The sequence below is a fragment of the Natrinema sp. SYSU A 869 genome (assembly GCF_019879105.1).
GTDB lineage: Archaea > Halobacteriota > Halobacteria > Halobacteriales > Natrialbaceae > Natrinema.
In genome coordinates, this window is sequence record NZ_CP082249.1 from 3,339,279 (window position 1) to 3,357,401 (window position 18,123).

At 56.6% G+C, this 18,123-nt stretch carries 19 protein-coding genes and 1 pseudogene; 8 read left to right on the forward strand and 12 right to left on the reverse strand.

The window, feature by feature from the left end:
- Positions 1-145: 145 nt before the first annotated feature.
- Positions 146-1,351, reverse strand: a complete 1,206-nt coding sequence (locus tag K6I40_RS24775; protein ID WP_255682170.1) for a 2-isopropylmalate synthase — start codon at positions 1,349-1,351, stop codon at positions 146-148.
- Positions 1,352-1,876: 525 nt separating this feature from the next.
- Between K6I40_RS24775 and K6I40_RS24780 the strand changes: the two genes are divergently transcribed.
- Both K6I40_RS24780 and K6I40_RS24785 read left to right on the forward strand, forming a co-directional pair.
- On the forward strand, positions 1,877-2,332 hold the full coding sequence (locus K6I40_RS24780) for a ferritin-like domain-containing protein (RefSeq protein ID WP_222917852.1): 456 nt from the start codon (positions 1,877-1,879) through the stop codon (positions 2,330-2,332).
- A gap of 61 nt (positions 2,333-2,393) precedes the next feature.
- Positions 2,394-2,684 carry a DUF5779 family protein gene (locus tag K6I40_RS24785; protein WP_222917854.1) on the forward strand — a complete coding sequence of 97 codons (291 nt, stop codon included), beginning with the start codon at positions 2,394-2,396 and terminating at the stop codon, positions 2,682-2,684.
- Between the two features lie 36 nt (positions 2,685-2,720).
- Here the strand turns inward: K6I40_RS24785 and K6I40_RS24790 are convergent, their stop codons facing one another.
- Complete coding sequence (locus K6I40_RS24790; RefSeq protein WP_222917855.1) at positions 2,721-3,137, reverse strand: hypothetical protein; 417 nt, start codon at positions 3,135-3,137, stop codon at positions 2,721-2,723.
- A gap of 116 nt (positions 3,138-3,253) precedes the next feature.
- Positions 3,254-3,940 (reverse strand): VOC family protein, encoded by a 687-nt coding sequence (locus K6I40_RS24795; protein WP_222917856.1) that lies wholly within the window; start codon positions 3,938-3,940, stop codon positions 3,254-3,256.
- A gap of 168 nt (positions 3,941-4,108) precedes the next feature.
- Between K6I40_RS24795 and K6I40_RS24800 the strand changes: the two genes are divergently transcribed.
- Positions 4,109-4,792 carry a hypothetical protein gene (locus tag K6I40_RS24800; protein ID WP_222917858.1) on the forward strand — a complete coding sequence of 228 codons (684 nt, stop codon included), beginning with the start codon at positions 4,109-4,111 and terminating at the stop codon, positions 4,790-4,792.
- A 73-nt stretch (positions 4,793-4,865) separates the two neighbouring features.
- Positions 4,866-5,288 carry a hypothetical protein gene (locus tag K6I40_RS24805; protein ID WP_222917860.1) on the forward strand — a complete coding sequence of 141 codons (423 nt, stop codon included), beginning with the start codon at positions 4,866-4,868 and terminating at the stop codon, positions 5,286-5,288.
- An 85-nt stretch (positions 5,289-5,373) separates the two neighbouring features.
- Here K6I40_RS24805 and K6I40_RS28740 read toward each other — a convergent pair whose 3' ends face one another.
- A complete protein-coding gene (locus K6I40_RS28740) occupies positions 5,374-5,505 on the reverse strand; it encodes a hypothetical protein (protein WP_255681857.1) in 132 nt (43 codons plus the stop codon).
- A 110-nt stretch (positions 5,506-5,615) separates the two neighbouring features.
- Positions 5,616-5,825 (reverse strand): ribbon-helix-helix domain-containing protein, encoded by a 210-nt coding sequence (locus tag K6I40_RS24810; protein ID WP_006186097.1) that lies wholly within the window; start codon positions 5,823-5,825, stop codon positions 5,616-5,618.
- A gap of 164 nt (positions 5,826-5,989) precedes the next feature.
- Here K6I40_RS24810 and K6I40_RS24815 point away from each other — a divergent pair, with 164 nt between their 5' ends.
- Positions 5,990-6,319, forward strand: coding sequence for a hypothetical protein (locus K6I40_RS24815; protein ID WP_222917862.1), 330 nt, complete (start codon positions 5,990-5,992; stop codon positions 6,317-6,319).
- 63 nt (positions 6,320-6,382) lie between these two features.
- Here the strand turns inward: K6I40_RS24815 and aglJ are convergent, their stop codons facing one another.
- The 6 genes from aglJ to K6I40_RS24850 all read right to left on the reverse strand — a co-directional run bounded on the left by aglJ (position 6,383) and on the right by K6I40_RS24850 (position 14,232).
- Positions 6,383-7,390, reverse strand: coding sequence for an S-layer glycoprotein N-glycosyltransferase AglJ (aglJ, locus tag K6I40_RS24820; protein ID WP_222917864.1), 1,008 nt, complete (start codon positions 7,388-7,390; stop codon positions 6,383-6,385).
- Positions 7,391-7,484: 94 nt separating this feature from the next.
- Positions 7,485-8,825, reverse strand: coding sequence for a UDP-glucose 6-dehydrogenase AglM (aglM, locus tag K6I40_RS24825; protein ID WP_222917866.1), 1,341 nt, complete (start codon positions 8,823-8,825; stop codon positions 7,485-7,487).
- Between the two features lie 95 nt (positions 8,826-8,920).
- Positions 8,921-9,655, reverse strand: coding sequence for a UTP--glucose-1-phosphate uridylyltransferase AglF (aglF, locus tag K6I40_RS24830; protein ID WP_222917875.1), 735 nt, complete (start codon positions 9,653-9,655; stop codon positions 8,921-8,923).
- Between the two features lie 166 nt (positions 9,656-9,821).
- Positions 9,822-11,270, reverse strand: coding sequence for a flippase (locus tag K6I40_RS24835; RefSeq protein WP_222917877.1), 1,449 nt, complete (start codon positions 11,268-11,270; stop codon positions 9,822-9,824).
- A 91-nt stretch (positions 11,271-11,361) separates the two neighbouring features.
- Positions 11,362-12,171, reverse strand: a complete 810-nt coding sequence (locus K6I40_RS24840; protein ID WP_222917880.1) for a sulfatase-like hydrolase/transferase — start codon at positions 12,169-12,171, stop codon at positions 11,362-11,364.
- An 858-nt stretch (positions 12,172-13,029) separates the two neighbouring features.
- Positions 13,030-14,232 (reverse strand): glycosyltransferase family 61 protein, encoded by a 1,203-nt coding sequence (locus K6I40_RS24850; RefSeq protein ID WP_222917884.1) that lies wholly within the window; start codon positions 14,230-14,232, stop codon positions 13,030-13,032.
- Between the two features lie 465 nt (positions 14,233-14,697).
- Here K6I40_RS24850 and K6I40_RS29070 point away from each other — a divergent pair.
- The 3 genes and pseudogenes from K6I40_RS29070 to K6I40_RS24865 all read left to right on the forward strand — a co-directional run.
- Positions 14,698-14,811 (forward strand): annotated as a pseudogene (locus tag K6I40_RS29070) (antibiotic acetyltransferase); the annotation flags it as partial.
- A gap of 67 nt (positions 14,812-14,878) precedes the next feature.
- Positions 14,879-16,036, forward strand: coding sequence for a hypothetical protein (locus tag K6I40_RS24860; protein WP_255681858.1), 1,158 nt, complete (start codon positions 14,879-14,881; stop codon positions 16,034-16,036).
- The gene (locus K6I40_RS24865) at positions 16,026-16,955 is read left to right on the forward strand and encodes a glycosyltransferase (RefSeq protein WP_222917898.1); all 930 of its coding nucleotides are present in this window, start codon (positions 16,026-16,028) and stop codon (positions 16,953-16,955) included. The genes K6I40_RS24860 and K6I40_RS24865 overlap by 11 nt, the downstream gene beginning before the upstream one ends.
- Before the next feature lie 84 nt (positions 16,956-17,039).
- Here the strand turns inward: K6I40_RS24865 and aglG are convergent, their stop codons facing one another.
- A complete protein-coding gene (gene aglG, locus K6I40_RS24870; RefSeq protein ID WP_222917900.1) occupies positions 17,040-17,999 on the reverse strand; it encodes a glucosyl-dolichyl phosphate glucuronosyltransferase in 960 nt (319 codons plus the stop codon).
- Positions 18,000-18,123: the final 124 nt, after the last annotated feature.

Sequence of the window (18,123 nt, forward strand, 5' to 3'; positions counted from 1 at the left end):
AACGCGAGCCGACAGGGGAGCGCGAACTGTCATTACTGTCTACATAGCTCCCTCGAGGGTCATAATCCTTACGAGTCACTTGGGGACGGTCGCTCGAATGCGACAGCCAGTGCTCGCGGACGGTGGCAAACGGGACGGACATCCCTCAGACGCGCACCTCCTCCTCGGACTGGCGCTCGATGCCAGCCTCTTCGGCGAAGCGCTCGAGGTCGTCGACCGTGACCCGGCGCTTCTCGGCCCCGTAGTCCTTGACACGGCGGGTGACCGCGCGGACCTGATCATCGGTGGGCTCGAAGCCACACTCGACGAGCCGCTCGCGGACCGAGTGAGTCCCGGTGTGTTTCCCCATGACCAGTCGACGTTCGGCACCGACCATCTCAGGGGTCATGACGCCGGGTTCGAAGGTGTCGGAGTTCTCGATGACGCCGGCGGCGTGGATGCCGCTCTCGTGAGAGAAGGCGTTGTCGCCGACGATCGGCTTGTTGCCGGGCGTGTCCATGCCACTTTTCTCCTCGACGATCTCCGAGAGTTCGGTGATGCGCGTCGTGTCGATCCCGGTATCGCACTGGTAGAGCGACTCGATGGCCATCACGTACTCCTCGTAGGCGGCGTTGCCGGCCCGCTCGCCGATCGAGTTGACTGACACCTGCGCCTGTGCCGCGCCCGCTTCGATGCCGGCCAAGGCGTTCGCAGTGGCCAGCCCGAAGTCGTCGTGGGCGTGAACATCGACCTGTGCGTCGGTGTGGGCACAGACCTTCTCGATCATGGCCCGGAATCGGGTCGGCGTGGCGACGCCGCAGGTGTCGGGAATGTTGATCCAGTCGGTTCCCGCCTCAGTGACCGCTTCGATCACCTCGATCAGGAACTCCTCGTCAGTCCGAGTTGCATCCATCGGCGAGAACATGCAGGTCGCGCCCGCCTCGGTGATGCGTTCGACCGACTCGACTGCGCGCTGTACGACTTCCTCCCGGGTGGCGTGCATCGAATCCTCGATCTGGACATCGCTGGTGCTGACGAACGTGTGCACCATCTCGACGCCAGAATCGAGTGCCGCTTCGATGTCACCGTCGACGACGCGGGCTAAGCCGCAGGTCGTCGAACTGGTTGCCGAAGCGATATCACGAACGGCTTCGAACTCCGCGTCGGAGTTGACGGGGAACCCGGCCTCGATGACGTGGGTTCCCATCTCGTCCAGGATGGACGCGATCTGCCGTTTGTCGTCGTAGGAGAACGAAGTGCCGGGCGACTGTTCGCCGTCCCGGAGGGTCGTATCGAAGACACGTGCTGACTCTATTTCGTCAGTGGAATCTAACGTGCCCTGGAAGAACTCGACCCCCCTGACTGTTGTCAGAGGATGGGCTGTCTTGTGAAGACATTGTATCTGAACCCGAGGTGCGACGATCTATATAAACCTATCGCTGTGGCCGACGATGTTCGGCGACTAATATCTCCACTATCGATAGTGTTGGTTAGGAAATCGCACGACTGCGGCGACCTATTATCAGAATGTATCTCCTAGTACTGTTTAGATAATTTCGAGCACTCGACTCGATTCTCGAGCAGTACCCTCGAATTATCGCCCGTTCGGTCCCGATCAACCCGCTCGAACGCTGGCGCGCGGCCGTCGATAGACGTTCGGTCATCTGATTCGTTCTCGAGCCAGTCAAATAGGACTCACAGCTAATCGTAGCGTATAGACTGAACATTCGTCCATCCTTGGCTCTCGGCTCGGACGCCGGAATCGGGCAGGAAACGACTATCAGCGATCGCTTCACCACGAGTTACAGCGGGTCCCGTGAATGAAACCGAATCACGGAATGAACGGAGCAAACGCGCGTGTGGGTGTTTTATGCTCGGTCGTGGTAGGACGGCGCGCATGACGACTGACGAGATCACCGGCATCCTGACGGAGGCCTATATCGACGAACTCGAGACCGTGATGAACTACCAGACCAACGCGATCGTCCTCGACGGCATCCACGCCGAGGAGGTCAAGACGAGTCTCGAGGAAGACATTCAGGAGGAACTCGACCATGCACGGATACTCGGCGAGCGGCTGAAACAGCTCGATGAATCGCCGCCCGGTTCGGAGTCGTTCGAGGCCAACCAGCACAGCCTCCAGCCGCCCGAAGACACGACCGACGTTCAGTCGGTCATTGAAGGCGTCCTCGAAGCTGAGGAGTCCGCCATCGAGACCTATCGGTCGCTGGTCGAGGCCGCGGCCGAGGCGAACGACCCCATCACCGAGGACGTGGCGGTGACGATCCTCGCCGACGAGGAAGCCCACCGCACCGAGTTCCGCGGCTTCCAGAAGGAGTTTCCCATGAACTGACATCTGGGCAACAATTCGGCGGAGGCGAACGTTTTTCTCGTCCCGGTTCGACCCACCCGGTATGAGCGATTTCGACCTCGACCTTCGGGCCGTCGAGGAGCATATCGACGACGAACTCGATCTCGAGGGCAGTCTCGTCCTCGGCGTCCTCGACGGAGAGACATCGGCCGACGAGTGGCTCGAGGCGATCTCGAAAGGGAACGTCCTCATCCTGAGCGTCGAGGGTAACGTCAACGAACTGGCTGCCGGATTCGCACGGGACGTCAAGGAATCGGGCGGCGAACTCGTCCACTTTCGGGGCTTTCTGCTCGTGCTGCCGCCGGGCGTCGACGTGAATACGGAGCGACTGTAGTCGCGTTCCGAGACCGCTTCGACAGACCGATGGTACCTACTTGGACTGTATCGGTTTCCGCCGAACGTCGCCGGGTCCGTTCGTCGAGTGTCCGGCGAGGAGTCCTCCGAAAATGGCGGCAGTAACAATTCCGAGTGCAACGAGAACAGCGATGCCGATCTCCTGCCACAGTACGAACGTTTCGGGCGCGACCGGCGTGAGACCAATCTGGAGCCACTCGTTGTGATACCCGATCCGGCCGATCAGACCGGCACTCGCCGCGTATACCACGACCGCCCACGGGATCGCGACGAGTACGCCAGTCATCCCGCCCGCAATTGCACCCGTCCTCGGACGACCCGTCTGACGAGCAGCGATCCAACCACCGACGGCGGCTCCGATACCGGTAGGTGCAGTGAGCAGGGCAACGATACTGCCGGACACGACATTCGCACGCCGAACGGGGAATGACATATTCGTCACAAGGAGACGTTGGTTTAAATCCCCACTCTGAAAGTTTCAGGGTGTGAAATCGTGCCTAGGTCGGAACCTATTCACGCGGGTCGATCGTCCACTCGAGTTCCCGCAGATTACGTTGACGTGAACGTCAGGAAGTGGCCGTCTGGATCGCGAGCGATGACCTCGTCGTCGGTCGATCGCTCGACCGATCGGACGCGATCGGCCACTGACTCGAGTACCGCTCCGGGATCGTCCGTCTCGAATCCGAGATCGACGTGGACGCCACCGCGGGCGTCGGCAATGCCGAGGTGGGGTTCCCAAAGCTCGAGCGCCATCGGGCCGTGCAGCCGCACGCGCTTGCGGGCGTCGCCCTCGTCGACCGTCTCGAAGCCCAGGTCCTCATAGAAGTCTTGCGCGCGGTCGAGGCTCTCGACCTCGAGGACGACTTCGAAGATCCCATCGATGCCCGGACCGGCCACGTCCTGCTGGCCGAGTTCGACGCAGTTCCCGTCGGGATCGTACAAATACAGCGACCGTGTGGAGCCGAACTGGGCCTCCTCGAGGTCGTACTCCGCGGCCAGTCGCTCCCACCAGTCATCGTACTCGCTTGCAGGAATCGAGAACGCGTAGTGGGTGTGCAATCCGCCCCGCGGGAGCGCATCGAGGCGGCGACACACGAGGTCGGTCCCCCCGGCCGCGAAGACGAGTTCGTCCGGTCCGCGCTCGCGGACGGTCAGTCCCAACCGCTCCTCGTAGAACTCCCTCGCCGGCTCGAGGTACTTCGCCTCGAGTGCCAGCCAGGCCAGCCCGGTTAGCATGGGTGACTGTATGCGGGGCGCGTGCATAGAAGCGTCGCCGGGGTGTCCGATGGGAACGGACCGCGGGCGGCTATCGACGGGACGTTACGAGACACGAACGAGGACAACGGCAACTGCGCGACGCACCGTTTACCTATGTTTATGGGATGAGCGAACGTACCATACCACATGAGCTTTCGCGTCGACGAGCGCGCGGCCGACTTTCGCGAGATCGATCGCTTCGACGGCGGCGTCGGCTGGATCGCCCATCCCGACGAGCGGATGCAACGTGCCAGCCACGCCCTTGAGGTGGACGGCGAGGTCTGGGTCATCGATCCCGTCGACGCTGAGGGGATCGACGAGCTATTCGCGGAGTTCGGCGACGTGGCCGGCGTCGTCGTCGGACTCGACCGGCACAAACGCGACGCCGCCGCGATCGCGGACCGCCACGACGTCCCCGTCTATCTCCCCGAATGGTTCACGGGCGTCACCGAGGAGATCGACGCCGCAGTCGCTCGCTTCGACGACGAACTCTCGGATACCGGGATTCGAGCGATCACGGTCATCGACAGCCGCTTCTGGCAGGAGGTTGCACTGTACAATCCGGCCGACGGAACCCTCGTCGTCCCCGAGACGGTCGGGACCGCTAACTTCTTCCTGGCTGGTGACGAGCGACTCGGCGTCCATCCGATGTTGCGGCTGAAACCGCCCCGGACAGCCCTCCGCGGCGTCGCACCCGAACGCGTACTCGTCGGTCACGGTACCGGTGTGATGGCCGATGCCGCGCGCGTCCTCGAGGATGCACTCTCACGGTCCCGCAAACGAGCGCCCCGGCTGTACGCGGAAACGGCGTGGGAGATGCTTCCCGTCTGAGGGCAGCCGAATCACCTCCACACCACACTGCCCTTGGCCATACATCTAATTACCACCTACCCATAGTACACCTGTGGTCTACGTAACCCGCGGGCTCGTCGACATCCTGCTCGATCTGGCCAGCGACGCCGATCCCGACGGCGTGACGACCGGCGTCTCGGTCATCCCCGCGAGCGAGCTCGAGGGCGCGGACGGACTACCGCCCGAAACGCCCGTCTTTACCGATTTCTTCCTCCCCGATCCCGGCAATCCGGTTAATGCCGTCTTCGGGGTCGATCTCTCAACGCCCGCTCGACAGGCACAGGGACGGTTCGTGTCCCACCCCGTCCGCGAACTCGAGGTGACGCAGCGGGACGATCTGGCACAGGTTATCTTCGTGGCCGTTCCGCCGTGGGAAGTCGACGACCAGTCCTTCGGCGCGTTCGACCGAAGCGGCGAGCGCCAGCCCCTCGAGATCATCAACGCCTCGCCACCGGGGCAATCGCTGACCGACTGAGACGCCGGTTGCCACTCGAGGCGGCGAGGAACGGTCGGCGATCGATAGCTCCGTTGATGACGAAAAATACGAGAGGGGTCGGGAGTCAGACCCCGGCGGTCACCGGCAACTCACCGTTACCGATGATGCGGTCGATGATACTATCGGGAGTTCGTTCGCCTCGGTCGTCGTCGGACTCGTCGGAGCCCTGTGACGGGAAGTCCGGAATATGGGGCATCTGTTTGGACCTCCATTCGGTACTACTCGCCTCGACTCTGAAAAGCGCTGTCCCGGTGGACGGCCCGCGGTGGGTAGCCGTTGTCCATCAGCGATCGACCGCGAGCGCGACTACTCGAGATAGCCCAGCCCGCGGAGCTGTTCGGTGATCTCTTCGAACTCCGCTTCGGTGAGTTCGCCTTCCTTCTGGTGTTGGATGACGATACTGCGGAGCAGGAACCGGACGAGATCGCTCGTGCTCTGGAAGCTCGTCCCCTCGATAGTCTCCTCAACTCGGTCCGCGAGATCCTTTGGGATCGATACCGTGGTGTACTCGGTCATATGCCATACTCCGGCGCGGTCCCCAAAGGAGTGTCGGCAGAGCGATGGCAGATCGGCGATTGGAGACATCGTTTCGAACGAATGGAGTCCTTCCCCAGTGTCAGCGATCTCCGATCGTCTCCGCAGCCATTTTTATAGTCGACTCCGTAGCGAGGCATACAAGTATGGGAGTCCGGCCACCATCGAGCGGAGACGACGAGGAACCCGACAGTATCGAGTTCGGCATCGCTGCCGTCGACGCTCATCTCAGGGACGCCGATCTGTCCTTTCCGGCTACGAAAGACGATATCGAGGCCGAAATCGGCCACGAGCGAATCCCCTATGACGTTCACGGAAACGACGTGCCGCTGAGCGAGATGCTCGCCGAAGTGCCGACAGAACAGTTCGACTCTCGTCAGGAGCTGTTGAACCAACTACACAAACCGTTCGAGGCGTACCGCCACGACAACTCGGGCGGCGTCGTCGCGCAGGTCCGCTCGCTTTTGCCCTTCTGAGGACGATTTCACGCAGCAGCTCGGTCGGTTACGTCGTCGGCCCGTTCACCGCCGCACTCACAGTTACTCGTCGCGCTCGTCTCGAGCGATTCGCTCGAGCCGCCGGCGCTGTTCGCGGTGTAAGGTCACGAGCATGTCCGAGAGGACGCCGAACATGAGCAGTTGGACGCCGAGCAGGATGGCGGCGGCCGAGACGAGCGCCATGACTTCGTGGCTCTGGTGGTACTGAACCCACTCCCAGAGGACGTAGGTCGCGATGATCGCGCCGGAGAGAATGCCACTGATTCCGAGACTCCCGAAGTAGAACAGGGGATTGTTGGTCTTAGCGAGCGAGTACAGCGCCAGCATGATCGTCCCGCCGTCTTTGACCGGGTGCAGGTTGGTCTCGGACTCGTCGGGCCGGGCGCTGTAACTGATCGGCACGACCGTCGTCTCGACGCCGTGTTTGACACACTCGACGGCGAGTTCGGTTTCGATCGTGAACCCATCCGAATCGAGCGAGAGCCGTCTGAACGAGTCGACAGTAAACGCTCGATAGCCCGAGAGGATGTCCTCGTAATTGGCTCCGTGGACGAACCCGAACGCGCGATTTATCATCTGATTCCCGAAGCCGTTCAACGCACGCATCGCGTCGTCGTCCATATCGGCGAACCGGTTCCCGATAACGTGCTCGTACCCTCGAGAGAGCGGATCGACCATCTTGTCGGCGTCGGCCGGATCGTACGTTCCGTCGCCATCGAGCATCAACACGTACGGCACCGTGATGTATTCGATGGCCTCGCGGACGGCCTGGCCCTTTCCGTCGCCGGACTGAACCAGCACCTCCGCGCCGTGCTCGCGAGCGATCTCACGGGTATCGTCGGTTGAGTCGCCGTCGACGACGACGACGTTCGTGTACCCCTGCTCGTAGAAGCCCTCGATCACGTCCGCGATCGTGGCAGCCTCATTGAGTGTCGGAATGAGAATGCAAACCTCGTCGGGTGAAATCTCGGTTGCCTCCTCCGTAGCGGTGACCGTCTCACCGCCATCCGAGAGGACGCTCGAGCCCGTGTGGACCGCATCGTCTTCCATCGGGCAGTACTCCCCTACCGAACTGCAAAAGGCTACTGATTGACCAGTGTCGTGTTTTCAGGCTCGCGGTCGGTCCGCCGCTGGAACCCGAACGCTACCAGGTCAATCCCTCGTAAACGTGGAGGGCGTCCTTGTCGACGTCGATTCGCCGCCCGTCGACTACGACCGAGCAGGTCATATCCTCGAACGAAACGTCGTCGAACTCCGGCCAGTCGGTCGCGACGACGGCACCATCCGCGCCAGCGAGCGCGCTCTCGACCGAGTCGGCGTACTCGATATCGGGATAGTCGGGTCGGACGTTCTCGATCGCGACCGGATCGTAGGCGACGACGTCTGCACCGCGCTCCGTCAGGTACTCGATCACGTCGAGCGCGCGCGACTTACGGATGTCGTCGGTTCCGGGCTTGAACGACAGGCCCAGTACCGCGATTCGGGCCCCATCGAGGGAGACGTGGTCAGCGAGCAGGTCAACGAGCCGCCGCGGTTGCTCGTCGTTGACTGCGACCACTGCATCGAGGAGGTCAGGGTCGTACCCCTGCTCGCGAGCGCCGGCCCGCAGAGCGTTGACGTCCTTGGGGAAACAGGAGCCGCCCCAGCCCAGCCCCGACCGCATGAACCGCTCCGAGATCCGATCGTCGAGCCCGACCGCCTCGAGCACCTCGTAGGCGTCCGCGTCGTACTCCCTGGCAATGTTGCCCAGTTCGTTAACCAGCGAGACCTTCGACGCGAGGAAGGCATTGTTCGCGTACTTGATGAGCTCGGCCTCGCGAATATCGGTCTCAACAAGGTCCGTCTCCTCGCGCGCTCGCGGTTCGCCACCGCTCGTGTTATTCGAGGCCCGTTGCGCCTCGCGATCGAGGATCGGCGCATAGAGCTCGCGCAACGTCGTGGCGGCTCCGTCGCTGGCTGTGCCGAAGACGACCTTGTCCGGCTCGAGGAAGTCCTGAACCGCGGTTCCCATCCGGAGGAACTCCGGATTCATCGCGAGCTCGAGCCCGTCGCCGATCTCGGTTCCGGACTCCGCCTCGAGAATCGGACCGACGACGTCTTCGGTCGTGCCGGGGAGGACCGTGCTCTTGACGACGACGAGGTGATCGCCGTCTTTCTCTGCGAGGGCGCGACCAAGCGACTCCGAGCCGGCCTCCATGATCGCGAGATCCAGACCGCCGTCGTCCGTCTGCGGCGTGGGCAGACAGAGGAACGTGACGTCCGTCTCGCGGACCGCGTCGTACTCGGTCGTCGCACGGAGTCTAGTCCCCGCGTGGTCGGCGATCCGTTCTGCGAGTCCCGACTCGTGGATCGGGGCTTCGCCGGCGTTTATCGTCTCGACGATCTCCTCGTCGATCTCGACGTTGACGACGTCGTGACCGAGGTCTGCGAGGCAGGCGGCGACGGTGGTGCCGACGTAGCCGCTTCCGATGATGGAAACGTTCATGACATCTGCAAGGGAGGGCGGTGATTAGTCGCTTTTGGGTCGCCCTCGAGTCGGCAACCGACTCGAGAACGGACTCGTCGATCGAGAGGCAGCCACTACTGTTCGATCGGTTCGGCTTCCCGCTCCGTGATCCGTTCTTCGGCGCGGTCTCGGTCGTCGGGGTAGCCAACGTCGATGCGCCAGCCGTCCATCCGGATCGCATCGATGGTCCGACCGGACTGGATGAGCAGGTCGATCGCGTCCGGCAGTTCGTACTCGCCGCGGTCCGAGGGCTGGACGAGGTGACATGCATGGAAGATCTCCGGCGTGAACGTGTAGAATCCGGTCATAACAAGGTTTGACGGCGGATCTTCTGGTTTCTCCGTCACTTCGATGATCTCCCCGTACTCGTTGGTGTCGAGGACGCCGTATCTCGAGGCCTCCTCGTAGGGGACTTCCTCGACCAGGAACGCGGCGTCAGCGCGTTCCTCCTGCTGGCGGTTGATCACGTCGCCGAGGTTCGCCCGGAAGACGTTGTCGCCCAGCATGAGCATGAAGTCGTCGTCGATGTGTGGTTCCGCCTGCAGGATGGCGTGAGCGAGCCCGAGCTGTTCGCGCTGATGGGCGTAGGTGATCGGGACGCCCTCGTACTCATCGCCATAGCGCTCGATGATCTTCTCTTTCATGTAGCCGACGACGAGGACGAATTCGGTCGCGCCGACCTCGATGAGGTTGTCCATGACGTCCTCGACGAGGGGTTTGTCGTCAACTTCGACGAGGACCTTCGGTTTGTCTTCAGTGAGCGGCCGGAGGCGGGTTCCTTTGCCAGCTGCTAAAACAACTGCTTGCATATGCCAACCGATTACACTTGAGTATTATATGTCTTCGGGGATAGTCGGTCTCGAAATACCGACGAAAATCCGATATCAATGGGCCTCAAAATAGTGTCAGAACCGGTAATTGAGGCCCATTTATTTCATAGACGTTGGACCAGAATAGTGTTTATTGTCCTTTCTATCAGGCTTTAAGGAGCGGGATATTATAAGGTAGGTTTTGATTAACAGTAGTCCGAAAGTGCGTCGATATGAGGAGTAACGTACCGAAATAAACGACTGTACCGAAGAAGACGAGTACTAGTACTAGAACGATATTCCGGACGTCACCGTATGTCGATTCGAGTTGAAGCCCGGCGTAAATGGTTGCTCCCATCACACCAGCTGCAACCCACTGTCTTCCGATTTCTCCGATTGGGATAGAGAATTCGATCAACGCCGAGAGTGACCCGTAGGCGACCAGAAGGCTAACCAGAACGGAAGAGGCAGTAGCCACAGCTGCGCCTCGAATCCCAAAATAGGGTATTAGAATGATGTTGAAAATCACGTTTATGATGATAAACACAGCATTAACCCGAAACGACATATCGGGCCTGTCGATAGCATTGAGCGTTGTCGTGAACTGTCGCTGATATCCTTGAATCAATGTCGCAACGATGAGAACTGTGAGAACGACTGATCCCTGCGTGAATTCTTCACCATATACTCGAAGTAGGCGTTCCCCAAGTAGTACGCCACCAACTAGCCCTGGGATAAGTACTAATCCGCCATAGGAGAGTGCAGTTTCGAACAGATCCGCTACCGATTGTGGGTCTTCGTCAGCCGAAAGTGAACTCATCTCGGGGAATAGCGTCTGGCTCAATGATCCACCGAACAGTATCAAGAACACGGAGATATTCCAAGCTGCCGTATAGATTCCAACGAGAGACGACGACACGAAGAACCCGAGGACAGCTACGTCAACCCAATTGAACGCACGCGTACGGATTTCACTGAGCCAAGAATACTCCGCATAGGAGATAATTTTCCGATAGTGCGATACTTTCGGTGTAGTAATAGCATCGAACTGACGGACGACTATCCAGAGACCGAGTACGGAGACGAGTATGTAACCGACAGTATATCCAACAAAGAGGCCTACGATTTTGAATCCAGCGAGGATAGCACCGATCTGAATGAGGCTCCGTGTTCCGGTACGAATTGGAGTTAAGACACCCGATATATGAACGAGATGCTGTCCCTTCAGTACTGAATTGACGATCGCCTGAGTGAGAGTAACGAACAAAAACAACACCACGACTTTCGCAGCTGGATAGCCGAGATAGGTATTAACCTGATTTCGGAATAACAAGACGAAGAAAGATACTGCGAAGAAGAGACCAAGAACGATCGTTCCACCGGCAATCAGATAGGCCGCTTCATCATTTCCTTCGCTGACCCGTTTGGTGAGCGCGCTCGGGACCCCCATTTTCACGGCGATGCTTAACCAGGCAACCGTCGAGAGCACGAGATAATAGGTCCCAAGGGTTTCGGAGCCGAGGTATCTCGCAATAAATATCGTTGCAAGGAAACCTAGTAGAGAGGCTGAAAACCGAGAGGCGAAATGTATTATCGATGTCTGGCCCAGCCGCATACGCCTATCGGCGAGTGGGAAGCTAATAAGGCCTCCTTTTTATTATTGCGCCGACCATCGCAATGGTGTGTTCCCACGGCGTTAGTTCGATTTATGCCCTGTAGCCGAGTTCGTGTAATCGTTGCTCGACCTCAGCGCCAATATCTTCCTCGATGCCCGTCACATCGACAGTATCTAGATCATCAACAGTCAATTCGACGAACTCACGGTCCCCACGATCCCTCATTACTTGCCGGTCGGGAACCGAAGTCTCGTACCGAACCTGATCGTCACGACGAATGGCGTCAACGATCACGGCATCGTCCAGTTTGCGACAGACCGCATGCCACGGACCGAAGTATGGTTCTCGCTCGGCCTCCGGTAACGGTAATCCGTCGCCGGGTTCCTCGATTCGATACGAGCTCGTAATTACATGACCTCCCTCGGGAACGAAGCTTTCCCTTTCACCGTCGATTAGGTTTCTGACGACTAGCGGAAATCGAGTCAGCGACGCGGGTTCGGTTACGGTTTTCGCTTTCGACTGTTCGGGGTACTTCACGACTAACGGGACATGCGAGACTTCGTCGCCGATTCCCCAACTGTGATCGATCAGACGTACTGCCTTGTTCACGACGCTATACTCGCCGAACCCCTCTCCGTGATCGCTCGTTATGACAACTAGTGTCTCCTCGAGTTCATTTGCTGCATCTAGTCGCTCGAGCAACTCGGCAACGTAAGCGTCGGCCTGCCTGATACAGCCATCATACAGGTTTTCGGATGCTCTGAGTTCCCAGAATGGTCGCTCGCCGAGATACTGTGTCGTAAGCGGCCCCCCCATCGCCTCTCGGTGGAGGTTTTGCAGCTGGTCGTCTCCCCACAGGTCGTACGAATCCTGTGGGAGGTACGGATAGTGTGCATCCATGAGATTTACACACGCTGCCCAGGGCCAGAACTTGATTCTCGCCATTCCAAGAAATCCCGTACGTATTCACCGCCGTGTTCCTTTTCGGGGTCGTGCGTTGCGGTCGAACTGCCGAACTCGCGTCCTAGTCCGTTTACAATAGCTTTCGCTGGTGAATCGCTTTGGAGACATGCTCGGAGAAACTCCCCGTAACTCGGATTACCGGATACATTTCCGGGACCGAGCGCGTCCGGGAATATCAACTCTTGACGTTTTGGACCCTCTACATGGTCGAAAAACGACGCGAGATTTGAAGATTCAGAAACAACAGCGTTTGACGTGAAAAGGCCAGTCCGGTATCCGTTATCGTTTAATTCTTCCCAGATGGTGTGTCCAGGAGTCAACGTTGCGGTATGTGAGGTCGCACGGTGCTGGGCCACATGATACCCTGTGAAGATGCTGACGTGACTCGATATACTGTGAATACCAGGTGCCTTTGCAGTCGTATAGTTCGTTGCTTGATTCGTGAACTCGTCCAGCCGTGGTGTCGTGTTTCGGGGATAGCCAAGGTGGCCCACGTTTTGGGCACGAACACTATCAAGAATCACTAGAAGAACATTCGGCTGATCCATACATAGGGGTCCCAATCAGTGTATTTGTATACTTCGATAAATAACTCGTCCAAGGACGATGGTATGCAGAACGCTAGTTCGGCGTCTATCCAGACCAGCTAATTTAGATACTAATAGGTATTACCCAGCACACACACACACACATATATATATATATATAATAAATTGGATGATGTCCGAACTGATCATCTCGTTCTCTGGACATCTATTTGAATGAGTGACCTGACAGCTTTTTCAGTTCAGCTACCTAGATAGTACTGAGTTGGTCGTCGACTGTTTTCAGTAGATTATCGGTGTCGACGACCAGATCAGAACCATGGCCATCACAATATACTGGTTCATATCCAAACCCGAGCGCCGTCGCAAGTCTCTGATAGGTATTGAGCCGCTTTTGGCCGAATAATTCGATGACAGTAGTATCATTCGAATAGATGATATTTGCAAATCCGGCTCCATGTGGTCCAACTACAGCGCTTGAATTTGAGAATAGTCTCACTTGTTCAGAAACGGAGAGACTTTCAAGAGCATACGGTTCGAATCCCCTCGTCCGAAGCGCAGTGATGACTTCTCCCTCGTTCCTTACCCGTCGTTTTGTGGCTTTTCTCCGTGTAATGTAAATGCGCTTGTCTTCCTGTTCAGTCACTTCTACTGAATCTGATATCCGGTCACGTAACCAATTCACATGTGCTGGAATTGGCTCTATTTGCGACGGAATCAGCAATTCGTTCACAATAATTTTCCGGGATTCAGCAGATATGTAGTCGCTCTCATCATATCCGAGTAAAGACAAGGATTCGTGCATCCATGATGACAGCGTTCTCGGAACGATGATTTTTACGTTATCGCTCGACGTTTTCCTGTACCGCTCGAGCCAATGGAGTTTCAATAAGCACTCAACGGTCCAATGGAAATAGTTTGACCAAAGAGGAATGAGAACAATTGCCTTGTCGACCGTTCTATCCGGTTGGAGATCCTGCTCTGTTGAAGGTAATACCGCACGGAGTTGGGCGAATCCGTGCTGATATCCGAACATAGAAAGAGCAACACTGACCCTGCGCGATGCAAGATGAACAGGCCCGACGGAGTCCGCAACGAATCTTCCGTCGGGCAGAGAGACGATTCCAGACGAAGCAAGAACAGTGGCTCCGTTAACGATTCCACATACTTGTGGGCAGGGTTCATCTGCTTGAATATCCGTGATCTGCTCGTCACTTTTGACGGACTCTTTACGAGGTATCTCGTGTAAATCTGTTTCAATACAATCACGAGATATCAGATGACCAGAGTTTGAGATTTCGTTTACTGTAGTAATATCCGTTTCTTCGTCTATTTTTCCACCTGTATAGTGGCGTAATATATTGTCTTGGACGACTTCCTCCTTTGCTTGTTTACAAAATTGGTAAACACCGTCTCGGCGTACTTTCCGAAGTCCGTGTCGAAAGAGGGTCATTACGGTATAACTATCCTTACTTACAGGCCGTCAATTACTTCTACCTCACGCATCCCACTTCTTACAAATAGCTGACCGAAAGGACCATACTTGTTCTACAAGAGGTACAAGAAAATGGTCGGAGATGCTATTCGAAAAGTTGGGATGGGTATTTTACGCCGAACACGGTATTCGAAACCACTCGTAACGATAGTAAACCGTGCCCCTGTCGACACTATTCTAGATTTCGATAACTCAGCTACGATCGAGCGAGGCTGCAAGTTTATTGGAGAAATATCCCTCGAGCATGACGTAGTAATCGGTGCCGGAAGTCATCTTGAGGGAGAAGTTCGGGTCGGACGAGGAACGTATCTCGTGCGCAACGATGAGCTCATTGGAGAGATATCAGTTGGGAACTTCTGTGCGATTGCCCGAAACGTAACTGTTCAGGCACGGGACCATCTAATGACCCGTCCAAGCATCCAAATGCGTTTCTACGACAACTATCTCGATTCGACACTTCCACATGTGACAAAAGGTCCAACACAGATTGGGAGTGACGTATGGATCGGAACAGATGTTGTGATCCTCTCTGGAGTTGAGATCGGACACGGTGCAATTATCGGAGCAGGATCCATCGTAACGCGAGACGTCGATCCGTACGCTGTTGTCGCTGGCGTTCCCGCTGAACGGAAAAGTTGGCGGTTCTCCGAGACGATTCGGAATCAACTTCTCGACATTCAGTGGTGGGAATGGAGTGACGAGGAAATCTCTCGAAATAAGAAATTCTTCGAAAGTAACCTCGAAAATTGTGATGATATTTACCGATTGGTATCTGATTAAGCCAGGTCGAAAAACATATATACTCCTTAGGTTATTCAACGGATATGTCGTTAGAGAAGTTTTCTCTACGGAATTTTTTCGCGTAATAGATAATCCTCGCATCCTTCGGGGAGAGGCCGCCAAGTCTCTGATTAGTTTCAATAAGAAGCTACACAAGCGAGATTCTGACGAGAATATATCACATATAATGGAAGAAGATTGGGATAATTTACTCCTCCTTGATGGCTGTCGGTACGATTCGTTTTCCCGACAAAATACGATCGATGGTCAATTGGAGAAGCGGATTTCCGCCGGATCTCAGAGTCTTGAATTCATGAAAGAGAATTTTTTCGGGAAAGAATTTGAAGATGCCGTGTATATTACGGCAAATCCGTTCTCTCCCCAAATAAATCATGGAACATTTCATGACACCATAAATTTACTCCCCGAGTGGAATGAAGAACACCAGACGGTGATGCCAGAAACTGTCGTTAAGGCGACTGAGAGAGCTATTTCGGAATACCCAAACAAGCGGTTACTCGTACACTTTATGCAACCACACTACCCGTTTATCGGACCGAAAGGTCAGTCTCTTGATCACCGCGGTTACCAGCCAACAAGTGAGAAAGATGGTCTGTCGTTCTCAGTGTGGGACGAATTACAGTATGGGGTTGCTGAGTATAAACTCGAAGACGTGGTCGAAGCCTATGAAGAGAACCTGGATATCGTATTGAACCACGTGTCGGAATTGGTCCCTAAATTGCCCGGTCGAACGGTTATTAGCTCGGACCATGGGAACTTGTTCGGCGAACGAATGAACCCAATACCAGTGAGAGCATATGGACACCCGTCAGGACTCCGGAGTCGGGAACTCGTAGAAGTGCCTTGGTTGATTATTGACGGTGAGCGGAAGAAAATAACTGCGGAAGAACCAAACAGCTACGAAGCCGTAGACGATTCCATCGTTGAGGACCGACTCACAGCGCTTGGTTATGCTGAGTGAAAACCAGTCGATCGACGGATCCAACCCGGATGTCTCGATAATCATCCCGGTCTATAACGACCCAGAAGGAATTCGAGCAACGCTTTCATCCTTGATTGGACAAACAGTCTCCAGCGAACGGTTCGAGATTCTTCCGGTAGATAATGGTTCAACCGATCATACTCGAACAGTAGTCGAAGAAATTGAGCAAAGAAACGAACAGGTAAGATCAGCTACCGAAGACGAGATATCTGGATCGTACGCTGCCCGAAATGAGGGTATAAAGGAATCTACCGGTGATGTTTGCGTGTTCATCGACGCCGATATGACTGTCCCCGACGGGTGGCTCGAGTCAGCACTTCGAACGTTCCAATCAACGAATACGGACTACATGGGCTGCAGCGTCGAACTCATTCTTCCTGACGACCCGACAGTAGCAGCCCGCTACGATCGCCACACCGGTTTCCCGGTCGAACAGTACCTTGAACATCAACAATTCACACCAACCTGCTGCCTCGTGACTCGAAGAGATGTGTTCGAAACCGTCGGCCTCTTTGACCATCGACTCGTCTCCGGCGGCGACAAAGAGTTCGGAAACCGCGTTCACGAGGCGGGCTACGACATGCACTACGCCGAAAACGTCACTATATACCATCCAACACGTAACTCGATCCCCGAGCTTATCAACAAAGACCGCCGCGTTGGCCGCGGGCTCTGCCAACTCCAACGCTATCACCCCGACCGTTACGGCGCACCCGGTATCCCGCCGCGGCCGAGTGGCGTCAAATCCCCCAATCCTGACCTCGGGACGAGCGATCGACTCGCCTTCGGGGCACTCTCGAAGATCCTCACAGGGGTCCGTGCGCAGGGTTACTATCAGGAGTATCTGACTGGCGAGCAACGGAACGACCTCGGGGACATTCCACGACTAGACCAGTAACCAGATCCGTCTGATACCAAACCTCGATGGGAACGAGTCCCGTTTCGTTCGACTGTTACGACCTTGTTGAATGCCATTGACTCGTCAGGTACTTGTGGGGCCCTCACGATCGGCCATCAGTGTCGACCGGTTCACGTCAAGCAAGCCGTAGAGGTAGCCAAAACCGACTGCCGCAGTAAAGACGAAGATCGTCACGAGCTGCTTTGCCTTCGGTATCGATGGCTGGTAGACACCCTCCGAAAGCCGCCTTGGAACGAAATCGAGCATGAGCTGACCCAAATACTCGTTTTTGTCCCCCGCCGCCTCGGGCAACAACAGGTCCATGATCCGCTTCGAGTACCCCTGCCAGAAGGAGCGGAACACGAGCCACTGGAAATCACCACGATAATCAAATAATTTGTGGTGAACCACCGCATCTGTATTATAAATCACGCCCTTCCCGTACTCGTTCGCCATTCGGATGCAAACGGGCGCTTCGTGGGCCTGGATGTGGCGGTCGCCCTTTCGCCCCGTGTTCTCGTCGTAGCCGCCGACGTTTAGGAACACGTTCCGCCGGAATGAGATGTTCGAGCCGTACGTGTTCCGCAACTCCGACATGTGCTCGCCCATCCCGCGTTCGTCACAGCCGACGAGCCAGTAGAATTCCTCAGGAAAGAAGTCGGGCTTTTCGGTCACCCAGTCCGCGGCGACGTGACCGCCGACCGCGATCGCATCCGTCTCGTCGTAGACGCGAGCCAGCTCCGCCACCCAGTCGTCCTCGGCGACGGCATCGTCGTCGATGAATGCGACGACATCCCCGGTCGCAATCTTCGCACCTCGAGTCCGACTGTAGGAAATGCCCTGGTTCTCATCGTTACAGTGGATGACGACATCGTCGAGGTCGCCGTAGTCTTCCTGAACGCGCTCGAAAACCGGCTCGTTGCCGTCGACAACGAGGACGACCTCGAGCGACTCGTAGGTCTGTGCGAGGACGCTGTCGACACACTCCGAAAAGATGTCGTAACGATCCATCGCATAGGTACAGACGATGACAGAGACCTTCATTGCGGACGGCTTTCGGTGAAGCCTGAATAAGCTTTTTCGTTCGCACGGACCTGCTGCTATGATGCTCACGGACAAAAGATACTTCACAGATTGACCTAGTTTCAGGATCGAATATCAATCCGGA

Excerpts from the sequence above, each read along its gene's own strand:
- aglF (WP_222917875.1), bottom strand. The coding sequence starts at position 9,655 with ATGCAAGCAGTTGTTTTAGCAGCTGGCAAAGGAACCCGCCTCCGGCCG.
- K6I40_RS24835 (WP_222917877.1), bottom strand. The coding sequence starts at position 11,270 with ATGCGGCTGGGCCAGACATCGATAATACATTTCGCCTCTCGGTTTTCA.
- K6I40_RS28740 (WP_255681857.1), bottom strand. The coding sequence starts at position 5,505 with ATGCCCCATATTCCGGACTTCCCGTCACAGGGCTCCGACGAGTCCGAC.
- K6I40_RS24800 (WP_222917858.1), top strand. The coding sequence starts at position 4,109 with ATGAGCTTTCGCGTCGACGAGCGCGCGGCCGACTTTCGCGAGATCGAT.
- aglJ (WP_222917864.1), bottom strand. The coding sequence starts at position 7,390 with ATGGAAGACGATGCGGTCCACACGGGCTCGAGCGTCCTCTCGGATGGC.
- K6I40_RS24850 (WP_222917884.1), bottom strand. The coding sequence starts at position 14,232 with ATGACCCTCTTTCGACACGGACTTCGGAAAGTACGCCGAGACGGTGTT.
- K6I40_RS24840 (WP_222917880.1), bottom strand. The coding sequence starts at position 12,171 with ATGGATGCACACTATCCGTACCTCCCACAGGATTCGTACGACCTGTGG.
- aglM (WP_222917866.1), bottom strand. The coding sequence starts at position 8,825 with ATGAACGTTTCCATCATCGGAAGCGGCTACGTCGGCACCACCGTCGCC.
- K6I40_RS24865 (WP_222917898.1), top strand. The coding sequence starts at position 16,026 with ATGCTGAGTGAAAACCAGTCGATCGACGGATCCAACCCGGATGTCTCG.
- K6I40_RS24780 (WP_222917852.1), top strand. The coding sequence starts at position 1,877 with ATGACGACTGACGAGATCACCGGCATCCTGACGGAGGCCTATATCGAC.
- K6I40_RS24810 (WP_006186097.1), bottom strand. The coding sequence starts at position 5,825 with ATGACCGAGTACACCACGGTATCGATCCCAAAGGATCTCGCGGACCGA.
- K6I40_RS24790 (WP_222917855.1), bottom strand. The coding sequence starts at position 3,137 with ATGTCATTCCCCGTTCGGCGTGCGAATGTCGTGTCCGGCAGTATCGTT.
- K6I40_RS24795 (WP_222917856.1), bottom strand. The coding sequence starts at position 3,940 with ATGCTAACCGGGCTGGCCTGGCTGGCACTCGAGGCGAAGTACCTCGAG.
- K6I40_RS24785 (WP_222917854.1), top strand. The coding sequence starts at position 2,394 with ATGAGCGATTTCGACCTCGACCTTCGGGCCGTCGAGGAGCATATCGAC.
- aglG (WP_222917900.1), bottom strand. The coding sequence starts at position 17,999 with ATGAAGGTCTCTGTCATCGTCTGTACCTATGCGATGGATCGTTACGAC.
- K6I40_RS24815 (WP_222917862.1), top strand. The coding sequence starts at position 5,990 with ATGGGAGTCCGGCCACCATCGAGCGGAGACGACGAGGAACCCGACAGT.